The organism is Enterobacter cloacae complex sp. IR53041, from assembly GCF_049238285.1.
Lineage (GTDB): Bacteria > Pseudomonadota > Gammaproteobacteria > Enterobacterales > Enterobacteriaceae > Enterobacter > Enterobacter roggenkampii.
The window spans coordinates 1-9,552 of the sequence record NZ_JBMKHB010000057.1; the positions used below are offsets into that span (position 1 = coordinate 1).

Here is a 9,552-nt window from a genome sequence, read left to right on the forward strand (position 1 = left end):
CAGAGATAGCGCTGATGTCCGGCAGTGCTTTTGCCGTTACGCACCACGCCTTCAGTAGCGGAGCAGGAAGGACATCTGATGGAAATGGAAGCCACCCGCACAGCGCGCTGGGATATCACTCCCCGAGGGAATACCGGCAGCGGACATCGTTAACTTAAGATACAAAAGCTGTTCGGAGATGGAGGGTCAAGATCAGGGTGACCTGCGCCATGATGTTATCCGAGCCCTGTTTCCTAATCACTACACCGGTATTTGATTACCCAGGTCAACTTCAGGCTGTTACAGGGACGGCAACCGTGTCAGCACATCCTTGAGATAGGCATACGGATCGTGCCCATTATTACGGGCCGACTGGATCAAACTCATGATCGCAGCAGCGCGCTTGAGTATGCGAACCCACGCCGAGCATTTGAGAAGGCAACGGGATGAACGCTGGCTGGATAGCCGTGGTTTTCTGGGTAGGCAGCCGAATCCATTTGTGATCGAGGTTGGCATTGAGGCTGTAGCCCAAGGCGATGTTTGCGATGGAGGCACCGGGTTCAGAACACTCCTGAATGACCTGAGCCTTGAAAGATTTGCTGTAGGTACGGCGCTGAGGGCGCATGGAAAATCCGCTTGATGGGCCATGGCCTTCGGCGGCGGTGTCGGGAAGGTGTGTTGGCCGGACGGATACTGTTGAACTACGTTGTCTGGGGCAACGGAAGTGTTTCGGCCCGACTCTGGAACGCGATCCGCAGCGACGACTGGGCAATTCCGCACGTTAGCCTGAGCAGCCTCGGGGAAATCGTCGTCTGGGCGCGCCCAGACGAGTTTCCGTCAAGGAACATGCAGACGAGCAAGGGGCTGCGGGCACTCGGCTACAACGTGAGGATCGGTGTTTGATCGAGGCGCCTGTGGTACACGCAGGCTGACGAGCCAGGCGCTGTCCATTGCCTGATCAGACCGCCCCGCTGCGCCTTGCCTGAGCAGTTGACCTGCATCAATGGGGCGGGAGAACGCTGTACATTGACTCTTGAAGGCTGTCATGGTAAGCGTAATATCTTACAAAGTATTACAAGGATTTCCTTGGCCGGAACCGCAAAGCGACGCGATTGGAGAGGGTGAGATGAAAGCGCACCTACAGGGATGAAAGCGCACCTACAGGTGATTTTCACGCTCGATGAATTGGCTGCGTACTTGAAAGTCGGCAAGCGGACGCTTTATCGGCTCGCCGCGCACGGGGAAATTCCGGCTTTCAAGGTGGGCGGGACGTGGCGGTTTCCTCAAAGTGAAATCGATCAGTGGATCAATGATCAGACCCGAGCCGCAGCAAAGAAGGAGGTGATGCGCAAGCGTGAACAGCAGAAGTCATCCGAGCAGCCCGTGTCGCCTGGGCGCACTGCCCGTCACAGCAGGCAAAGGGCTTGAGTAACTCGTTTTCCAATTTTTCTGGAGGTATGACATGGACATCGATTTCAAGAAGTTGGCTCCCTGGAACTGGTTCAAGAACGAGCAGCAAGAGCAGCAGACCGTCTCTTCCCTGCCGGTGCAGCGCAATGACCTGCCAGCGGCGAGCGGGCCAGTCAGCCCGATCCTGCAACTGCATCGGGAAATCGACCGGCTGTTCGATGACGCATTCCGGGGCTTCGGTTTTCCGGCGTTGAACATGCCGCAGTGGCCATCCGATTGGTCGGGCATGCTGAAGCCGGCCCTGGACATCCAGGAAACCGACAAGCAGTACAAGATTGCCCTGGAAGTGCCCGGTGTCGAGGAGAAGGACATCCAGATCACTCTCGACAACGACGTGCTGATGGTGCGTGGCGAGAAGCGCCAGGAACAGGAGAAGAAGGAAGGTGGCTTCCACCGTGTGGAGCGCTCCTACGGCAGCTTTCAGCGTGCCTTGAACCTGCCTGACGACGCCAACCAGGATTCGATCAAAGCATCGTTCAAGAACGGGGTGCTCACGGTCACGATCGACAAGCGCGAGGTCAGCGCGCCGAAGCAGGGACGCTCGATCCCGATCAACGGCTGACGTCGCCGGCTCGTTCGTCACAAGAAAAACCCGGCACGAGACGAGGAGTCGCGGTTCGCGATGCCTCGTCGCCTCAACCTTGTCAACCTTCTCAGGAGCATCAGCATGGCCAGAAAACAATGCCAGGTCTGCGGCCAACCCGCCACCGTGCGGGTGGAAGCCAATCTCAACGGTCGTCACAGCACCATGCTGTTGTGCGACGACCATTACCGGCAATTAGTGCGCCAGCAAAAGCGCACCGTTTCGCCGCTGGAAGCCTTGTTCGGCTCGCGCAGCGGCCTGTTCGAGGACTTCCTCGGCAGTGACTTCTTCCGCATCGGCGACGACGCGACGCCAGTTGCCGCCGATACCGATGACGTGGTCGATGCCTCGTTTGGCGAGCCCGCCGCCGCAGGTTCGGGTGCGCCGCGCCGTCGCGGCAGTGGGCTGGCCAGCCGCATCAGCGAACAGTCGGAAGCCTTGCTGCAGGAGGCCGCCAAACACGCTGCCGAATTTGGCCGCTCCGAGGTGGATACCGAACATCTGCTGCTGGCGCTGGCCGACAGCGACGTGGTCAAGACCATCCTGGGTCAGTTCAAGATCAAGGTCGATGACCTCAAGCGGCAGATCGAGTCTGAGGCCAAGCGCGGGGACAAGCCCTTCGAGGGCGAGATCGGCGTGTCGCCGCGCGTGAAGGATGCGCTCAGCCGCGCCTTCGTGGCCTCCAATGAACTCGGCCATTCTTATGTCGGTCCAGAGCATTTCCTGATCGGTCTGGCTGAGGAAGGCGAAGGGCTGGCCGCCAACCTGCTGCGCCGCTACGGCCTGACGCCGCAGGCGCTGCGCCAACAGGTCAGCAAGGTGGTCGGCAAGGGCGCCGAGGATGGCCGCGCTGAGACGCCGACCAACACGCCAGAACTCGACAAGTACTCGCGCGACCTGACCAAGATGGCGCGCGACGGCAAGCTCGACCCGGTGATCGGCCGCGCGCAGGAGATCGAAACCACCATCGAGGTGCTGGCCCGGCGCAAGAAGAACAACCCGGTGCTGATCGGCGAGCCGGGTGTGGGCAAGACCGCCATCGTCGAAGGGCTGGCGCAGCGCATGGTGGCGGGTGAAGTGCCCGAGACCTTGCGCGACAAGCGCCTGGTGGAACTCAACATCAACGCCATGGTGGCCGGCGCCAAATATCGCGGCGAGTTCGAGGAGCGCGTGCAGAAGGTGCTGAAGGAGGTGACCGAGCACCAGGGCGAGCTGATTTTGTTCATCGACGAGGTGCACACCATCGTCGGTGCCGGCCAGGGCGGTGGCGAAGGCGGGCTGGACGTGGCCAACGTGTTCAAACCGATGATGGCGCGCGGTGAACTCAACCTGATCGGCGCCACGACGCTGAACGAGTACCAGAAATACATCGAGAAGGATGCCGCACTGGAGCGGCGCTTCCAGCCGGTGACGGTACCCGAGCCGACGGTGGCCCAGGCCATCATGATTCTGCGCGGCCTGCGCGACACCTTCGAGGCGCACCACAAGGTCAGCATCTCCGAGGACGCGATCATCGCGGCGGCCGAGTTGTCCGACCGCTACATCACGGCGCGCTTCCTGCCGGACAAGGCGATCGACTTGCTCGACCAGGCGGCCGCGCGCGTGAAGCTGTCGGCCACGGCCCGGCCGGTGGCCGTGCAGGAGCTGGAGTCCGAACTGCACCAGCTGCGGCGTGAACAGGATTACGTGGCCGCGCGCAAGCAGTACGACCAGGCCGCCGAGCTCGGGAAGCGCATCGAAGCCAAGGAGGCCGAGCTCAAGAAGCTCGTCGAGGACTGGGAGCGGGAGCGGGCCTCCGGCAGTGCCGAGGTCAAGGCGGAACACGTGGCGCAGATCGTCTCGCGCCTGACCGGCATCCCGGTCAACGAGTTGACGGTGGAAGAGCGCGAAAAGCTGCTGCACTTGGAACAACGGCTGCACGAGCGCCTGGTGGGACAAGACGAGGCGGTCCGTGCCGTGGCCGATGCCGTGCGGCTGTCCCGCGCCGGCCTGCGTGAAGGCAGCAAACCGGTGGCTACCTTCCTGTTTCTGGGCCCGACCGGGGTGGGCAAGACCGAGCTCGCCAAGGCATTGGCCGAATCGATCTACGGCGATGAGCACGCCCTGTTGCGCATCGACATGTCGGAATATGGCGAACGCCATACCGTGGCGCGATTGGTGGGCGCGCCTCCGGGCTATGTCGGTTACGACGAAGGCGGTCAGCTCACCGAGAAGGTGCGGCGCAAGCCCTACAGCGTGCTGCTGCTCGACGAGATCGAGAAGGCACACCCTGACGTATACAACATCCTGCTGCAAGTGTTCGACGACGGTCGCCTCACCGACGGCAAGGGCCGGGTGGTGGATTTCACCAACACCATCATCATCGCCACGTCCAACCTGGGTTCGGACATCATCCAGCGACGGCTGAAGGCGCGCGGGGCGGCCGGCGAGGAGTACGAAAAGACCAAGGCCGGAGTCATGGACGTGCTGCGCGGCCATTTCCGGCCCGAGTTCCTCAACCGCATCGACGAGATCATCGTCTTCCATGCGCTGGGCAAGGAGGAGATCCGCCACATCGTCGGCCTGCAGCTCGATCGCGTGGCGCGCAGCGCCGCCAGCCAGGGCGTGACGCTCACTTTCGATCAGACGCTGATCGACCATTTCGCGGAAGAAGGCTACAAGCCCGAGTTCGGTGCGCGTGAACTCAAGCGCCTGATCCGCAGCGAGCTGGAAACTGCGCTGGCGCGCGAGATGCTCGGCGGCGGTATCGGCAAGGGCGATCACGCCAGCGCACGCTGGGACGACAAGGCCGAACGCGTGGTGTTCGAACGCAAAGAGCCACCGCAGACCCCGGCCGAGCCGGAGCAGCCGGATGCCGCGAAGGCGAGCGACGCATCTTGATGGCGGGCGAGGCTGCCGTGTCCGACCCCATCGGCCTGGCACTGGCATGGGCAGCCTCCCTGGCCTCGATCGCGGTGGCGGTCGTGGCCGCAGGTCACGCGGGCGTCTACAAGCGTGATGAGCAGTCGGCCACGCCGTGGGGACTGCTCATCAGCGGCGGCACTGCCCTCCCGCTCGCTGGCCATCCGTTCGCGTGACGGCGCGGCCCATCTGTTCACCTGATCCTCTGGCAACTCGACTTTCGAGGAACAAGGCCCATGGCTGGGTGACGCGGGCAGGCAACTGATAGTCGGTACTCTGTTCGACATCTCTTCTCGCAAGGAAATAGAGCAGCAGTTGCTGCGTATGGTGATCACCGACCCCTTTGCTTCACGGTTGAGGGAACATGTTCGCGCAACCGACATGGCTGCCCGGATTGGGGGGAGGAATTCGCTGTGTTGTTGGAAGCGGTATCGATAGAAGGCGCCCAAGTATGGGCGGAGCGATTTCGTCAGGACACTGCGGCGACAGCGGTGGTGTGTGGAGAGGTGTCGATCAGCTATAGCGCCAGCATGGGGGTGGCTCTCCTTGACCCCCGTTTGCACTCTGTCGAGCAGGTGATGCTGCAGGCGGACAGCGCGCTCTACCAGGCAAAAAAGACGAGGGTGCAACCAAGTTGTGGGCGCACAAGTATTTCAGAATTGAGAGGAGTGGCGATGAAGGAAAAGCAAGCAGACCCGATCAAAACATTTCGCGCCCAATGGGCAGTGATGACGTTCTACGAGCGCTTTGAACAGGTGATCGCGCTCGCGCTGTCCGCAATCATTGCCGTTATCATCGTGGTCTCGCTGCTGCAGCTGATCTCGATCGTCTTCAGCCTGCTGATCATTGATGCATTCAATCCGCTCGATCACAAGGTCTTCCAGACCGTGTTCGGCATGATCATGACGCTGCTCATTGCCATGGAGTTCAAGCATTCCATCGTGAGGGTGGCCTTGCGGCGCGACAGCATCATCCAGGTCAAGACGGTGATCCTGATCGGGCTGATCGCCCTGGCGCGTAAATTCGTGATCCTCGACCCGGAGACCGGCCCCGCCAAGGTCGCGGCGCTTGCAGGCGCGACACTGGCCCTCGGGGCGACTTACTGGCTGCTGCGCGAGCGCGATGACCGGACAGCCGGGGAAAGCTCAGATGATCAGTCGTGATCTGCGCCACGCGCAGAATGTCGGCGCGCGGCATCGCTGGCACAATCGCCTGCAAACCGTGCTGTTGGTGCTGACCCTGCTCGGAATTGCCGCCGTCGCTGGCAGCTTGCTGTTGGGTGACGGCGGGCTTTGGCTGGCGCTTGCGGCTGCGGGGTTCACCCTGCTGCTTGAACCGGCGGCCGCCTCCGGGCTGACCTTGCGGCTGTATGGCGCACGCCCCCTGCACCCGGATGAAGCGCCCGATCTTTGGGCTGTGTTGCGCGAACTGGCGGCGCGGGCCGGGCTGCCTACCGTGCCGGTACCGCACTACGTGCCCAGCGGGGTCGTCAACGCCTTCGCCACCGGTTCGAAGCATCACGCGGCCATCGCGCTGACCGACGGCCTGCTGCGTAGCCTCACGCCCCGCGAGTTGACCGGCGTGCTCGGCCACGAAATCGCGCATATTGCGAACGAGGATTTGCGTGTCATGGGCTTGGCCGATTCCATCAGCCGGCTCACCCATCTTCTGGCCTTGTTGGGGCAGCTTGCGATCGTGCTCAGCTTGCCAACGCTATTGCTTGGAGTCACGGAAGTCAATTGGCCCGCGTTGCTTCTACTTGCGGTCGCGCCACAGCTGGCCTTGCTGGCTCAGTTGGGCTTGTCCAGGGTGCGCGAATTCGACGCCGACCGGCTCGCTGCCGAATTGACCGGCGACCCGCACGGGCTGGCCTCAGCGCTCGCCAAGATCGAGCGGGTGAGCCGCTCCTGGCGCGCCTGGCTGCTGCCCGGATGGGGCAATCCGGAACCCTCCTGGTTGCGCACGCATCCAGCGACGGCTGAACGCATTGAGCGCTTGCTGGAACTTGCTCCGCCGCCCGCGATGCCGCCGTTTCCATCGGCCCGTTTCGACCCCGAAGTGACCGTATCACCACGTCCGCCACGCTGGCGCACTGGCGGCCTTTGGCGCTGATTTCAACATGGAGAATGACGTGACCTACCCGACCCCTACAGCCGCCCGGCGCCGGATCGATTCATCCGGCGCTGGCTCGTCATCACTGGCTGCATCGCCGCACTCATGCTGCTGTGGCAGTTCCTGCCCGCCATCGAAGCCTGGTTCAGTCCCCACGAAACAAATGCTTCAGCCCGGAAGAGAGGTCTCAGGCCGTCCGGGAGCTCTGTAACCGACGTGGAACCGCGCGTAAAGTTGCACAAAGCATAGGCGTCAGCGTCCCGGTCCTGTACAAATGGAAGAAAGACCTTATCAGTGACGAGGCTTATCAATCCATGCGCAAACGAAAGTCAGCCCCTCAGGATAAAAATCAGGATGCTTTACTCGGTGAAATCCAGCGTCTCAGGAAGCAGATTCATCAGCTGCAGCTCGAACGTGACATACTGACAAAGGCGAATGAACTGATAAAAAAAGATCTGGGCGTCAGCTTTCTGAAACTGAAAAACAGGGAGAAAACCCTGATAGTTGATGCCCTTAAGAAAAAGTACCCCGTTGCTGAGTTGCTAAGCGTTCTGCAACTTGCCCGCAGCTGTTATTTTTACCAAAACGTCTGTACGATAAGTATGCGGAAATACGCGTGATCATGGCCGATATCTTTGAGGAGAATTACCGCTGTTACGGCTATCGGCGCCTTCACGCGATGCTTCGCGGTAACAACAGGGTTATTTCTGAAAAGGTTGTCCGCAGACTGATGGCAGAAGAGCAGCTCGTTGTTAAGCGCACCAGGCGACGACGATACAACTCTTACTGTGGCGAAATCGGCCCGGCACCGGAAAATTTACTCGCCCGGGATTTTAGTTCCTGCAGGCCAAATGAGAAGTGGCTGACCGATATTACGGAGTTCCAGCTTCCGGCTGGAAAAGTCTATCTGTCGCCGGTTATCGACTGCTTTGATGGCCTGGTTGTAAGCTGGTCGATAGGAACACGCCCGGACGCGACGCTGGTGAATACGATGCTCGATGACGCACTCGATACGCTCAACGAACATGATAAACCAGTGATACACAGCGATCGTGGTGGCCATTACCGGTGGCCGGGCTGGCTCGAGCGTATCAACACCTCCGGACTTATAAGGTCCATGTCGCGCAAAGGATGCTCGTCGGATAATGCTGCGTGTGAAGGCTTCTTCGGGCGTATCAAAAACGAAATGTTCTATGGCAGAGACTGGGCGGGTATCACGCTGGAAAAATTTATCTGCTTCCTGGACAGGTACATACGCTGGTATAACGAGAAACGTATCAAGCTATCATTAGGTGCAATGAGTCCTGTGAAGTACCGGCAGCATCTTGGGATCACAACATAACAGTCCAGGAAAACATCCGCAGCCCCTGAGACGACAATAACGCTTTGTGCTGACAATACAGGTGCGCATAACAAAGATTATGTTAAATTCAATGGTAAAATCATTATAAATCAATATCTTAAATATCGAACAAGCCCCTTTCTTCCTCAAACCTCACTGTGGTAACTTTAAAAACAATGTCCGTTCCTGAGTTTGTGATGCCTTAAAGCCATGGTGAAGATAAAAGTTTTTGGCTTCTTCAGTCAGTGCATGAACCATAATCGCACGGACTCCAATATTCTCAGCTACACGGTAACAGCGCAGAACTGCATCATGCAGTAAATCGGCCCCGAGCCCTTGGCCACGGTATGAAACATCAACTGCCAGGCGAGCAAGTATGATTACGGGAATTGGATCTGGCATATTGCGCCTGAGGCTTCCCATTGCTTCCACGTGGTTAACGCTGCCGGTGGCCAGAGAGTAAAAACCGACAACCTGTTTAGTGTCTCTTTTACAAACGACGAACGTTCGTGCTGCACCAAGAGCTTGGTTTTTTAATCCCCTCTGTTTAAGCCAGTCATCAAGTACTGCCTCACCACTGACGAACTCTGCTAGTTGATGGGAGCTGGATAATGGTTCTGGTGCTGTTACACGTCCCACTGAGGTTTCCTTGCCAGAAGTTTATCAATAGCCGCCTCATCCGAAACCGGTGCATCGAGCATATCGATAAACTCTGCATACTGCTCATCGTTAAAATTAAATACGCGACGATCGAGGATCACATTCTCCGCAGCCTGACATGCCATTTCCAGGATGAAGTCCGTGCGTGATTTATGGAGAATCTCTGCTGCAGCATCAATAAGTGCTCTTTGAGATTCTTTAGCTCTAAGGTTGAGCTGAACATCTGATTTCATGAGTGCGCTCCTTGTATAGCGATTGCTTTACAAGCATATCATATGGATTCTGTATAGCAAAAGCTATACGGTTTTTTAAGTGCAGTGAACATACGAAAGAGTCAACTTGCAACTATTAGGTAAAGCTCTTCCTCTAAATTATTTTCCTTGCTCTGGCCGGTAATGACTCCAACTTAATGATAGTGTTTTATGTTCAGATAATGCCCGACGACTTTGTCATGCAGCTCCACCGATTTTGAGAACGACAGTGACTTCCTGCCCAGCCTTGACAG

At 58.8% G+C, this 9,552-nt stretch carries 12 protein-coding genes and 3 pseudogenes; 9 read left to right on the top strand and 6 right to left on the bottom strand.

The window, feature by feature from the left end; all coding sequences use genetic code 11:
• The 3 genes and pseudogenes from ACOTXF_RS23125 to ACOTXF_RS23135 all read right to left on the bottom strand — a co-directional run.
• The coding region (locus ACOTXF_RS23125; protein ID WP_001640293.1) for an IS1 family transposase at positions 1–95 on the bottom strand (95 nt) is incomplete at its 3' end.
• A 184-nt stretch (positions 96–279) separates the two neighbouring features.
• Positions 280–384: pseudogene (locus ACOTXF_RS23130) on the bottom strand (transposase domain-containing protein); the annotation flags it as partial.
• Complete coding sequence (locus ACOTXF_RS23135; protein WP_004118209.1) at positions 341–604, bottom strand: transposase; 264 nt, start codon at positions 602–604, stop codon at positions 341–343. The pseudogene ACOTXF_RS23130 and the gene ACOTXF_RS23135, both read right to left, overlap by 44 nt.
• A gap of 14 nt (positions 605–618) precedes the next feature.
• On the opposite strand from ACOTXF_RS23135, the gene ACOTXF_RS23140 reads away from it, so the two are divergent.
• From ACOTXF_RS23140 to ACOTXF_RS23180, 9 genes and pseudogenes are all read left to right on the top strand, one after another.
• Entirely contained in the window at positions 619–882 is a 264-nt protein-coding gene (locus ACOTXF_RS23140) for a hypothetical protein (RefSeq protein WP_015386469.1), read from the top strand.
• Positions 883–1,125: 243 nt separating this feature from the next.
• Positions 1,126–1,407: a helix-turn-helix domain-containing protein gene (locus ACOTXF_RS23145; protein WP_004152118.1), complete on the top strand. Its 282-nt coding sequence runs from the start codon at positions 1,126–1,128 to the stop codon at positions 1,405–1,407.
• A gap of 34 nt (positions 1,408–1,441) precedes the next feature.
• A complete protein-coding gene (hsp20, locus tag ACOTXF_RS23150) occupies positions 1,442–2,011 on the top strand; it encodes a small heat shock protein sHSP20 (RefSeq protein ID WP_004152117.1) in 570 nt (189 codons plus the stop codon).
• A 105-nt stretch (positions 2,012–2,116) separates the two neighbouring features.
• Positions 2,117–4,912: a heat shock survival AAA family ATPase ClpK gene (gene clpK, locus ACOTXF_RS23155; protein ID WP_004152116.1), complete on the top strand. Its 2,796-nt coding sequence runs from the start codon at positions 2,117–2,119 to the stop codon at positions 4,910–4,912.
• Positions 4,912–5,109 (top strand): hypothetical protein, encoded by a 198-nt coding sequence (locus ACOTXF_RS23160; protein ID WP_004152115.1) that lies wholly within the window; start codon positions 4,912–4,914, stop codon positions 5,107–5,109. Before clpK ends, ACOTXF_RS23160 begins: the two co-directional genes overlap by 1 nt.
• A gap of 237 nt (positions 5,110–5,346) precedes the next feature.
• Positions 5,347–5,493, top strand: a pseudogene (locus ACOTXF_RS23165) (diguanylate cyclase); the annotation flags it as partial.
• A 114-nt stretch (positions 5,494–5,607) separates the two neighbouring features.
• Positions 5,608–6,096: a phosphate-starvation-inducible PsiE family protein gene (locus ACOTXF_RS23170; protein WP_004152114.1), complete on the top strand. Its 489-nt coding sequence runs from the start codon at positions 5,608–5,610 to the stop codon at positions 6,094–6,096.
• On the top strand, positions 6,083–7,045 hold the full coding sequence (locus ACOTXF_RS23175) for a zinc metalloprotease HtpX (RefSeq protein WP_004152113.1): 963 nt from the start codon (positions 6,083–6,085) through the stop codon (positions 7,043–7,045). Before ACOTXF_RS23170 ends, ACOTXF_RS23175 begins: the two co-directional genes overlap by 14 nt.
• A 155-nt stretch (positions 7,046–7,200) precedes the next feature.
• Positions 7,201–8,387 (top strand): annotated as a pseudogene (locus ACOTXF_RS23180) (IS3 family transposase); the annotation flags it as partial.
• A 153-nt stretch (positions 8,388–8,540) separates the two neighbouring features.
• Here ACOTXF_RS23180 and ACOTXF_RS23185 read toward each other — a convergent pair.
• The 3 genes from ACOTXF_RS23185 to ACOTXF_RS23195 form a co-directional block, all read right to left on the bottom strand.
• Positions 8,541–9,026, bottom strand: a complete 486-nt coding sequence (locus tag ACOTXF_RS23185) for a GNAT family N-acetyltransferase (protein WP_013087269.1) — start codon at positions 9,024–9,026, stop codon at positions 8,541–8,543.
• Entirely contained in the window at positions 9,014–9,280 is a 267-nt protein-coding gene (locus tag ACOTXF_RS23190) for a DUF1778 domain-containing protein (RefSeq protein WP_007869691.1), read from the bottom strand. The genes ACOTXF_RS23185 and ACOTXF_RS23190 overlap by 13 nt, the downstream gene beginning before the upstream one ends.
• 173 nt (positions 9,281–9,453) lie before the next feature.
• On the bottom strand, positions 9,454–9,552 hold a 99-nt coding region (locus tag ACOTXF_RS23195), incomplete at its 5' end, for an IS1 family transposase (RefSeq protein ID WP_230794187.1).

Excerpts from the sequence above, each read along its gene's own strand:
- ACOTXF_RS23170 (WP_004152114.1), top strand. The coding sequence starts at position 5,608 with ATGAAGGAAAAGCAAGCAGACCCGATCAAAACATTTCGCGCCCAATGG.
- ACOTXF_RS23160 (WP_004152115.1), top strand. The coding sequence starts at position 4,912 with ATGGCGGGCGAGGCTGCCGTGTCCGACCCCATCGGCCTGGCACTGGCA.
- ACOTXF_RS23140 (WP_015386469.1), top strand. The coding sequence starts at position 619 with ATGGGCCATGGCCTTCGGCGGCGGTGTCGGGAAGGTGTGTTGGCCGGA.
- ACOTXF_RS23175 (WP_004152113.1), top strand. The coding sequence starts at position 6,083 with ATGATCAGTCGTGATCTGCGCCACGCGCAGAATGTCGGCGCGCGGCAT.
- ACOTXF_RS23145 (WP_004152118.1), top strand. The coding sequence starts at position 1,126 with ATGAAAGCGCACCTACAGGTGATTTTCACGCTCGATGAATTGGCTGCG.
- ACOTXF_RS23135 (WP_004118209.1), bottom strand. The coding sequence starts at position 604 with ATGCGCCCTCAGCGCCGTACCTACAGCAAATCTTTCAAGGCTCAGGTC.
- ACOTXF_RS23190 (WP_007869691.1), bottom strand. The coding sequence starts at position 9,280 with ATGAAATCAGATGTTCAGCTCAACCTTAGAGCTAAAGAATCTCAAAGA.
- hsp20 (WP_004152117.1), top strand. The coding sequence starts at position 1,442 with ATGGACATCGATTTCAAGAAGTTGGCTCCCTGGAACTGGTTCAAGAAC.
- clpK (WP_004152116.1), top strand. The coding sequence starts at position 2,117 with ATGGCCAGAAAACAATGCCAGGTCTGCGGCCAACCCGCCACCGTGCGG.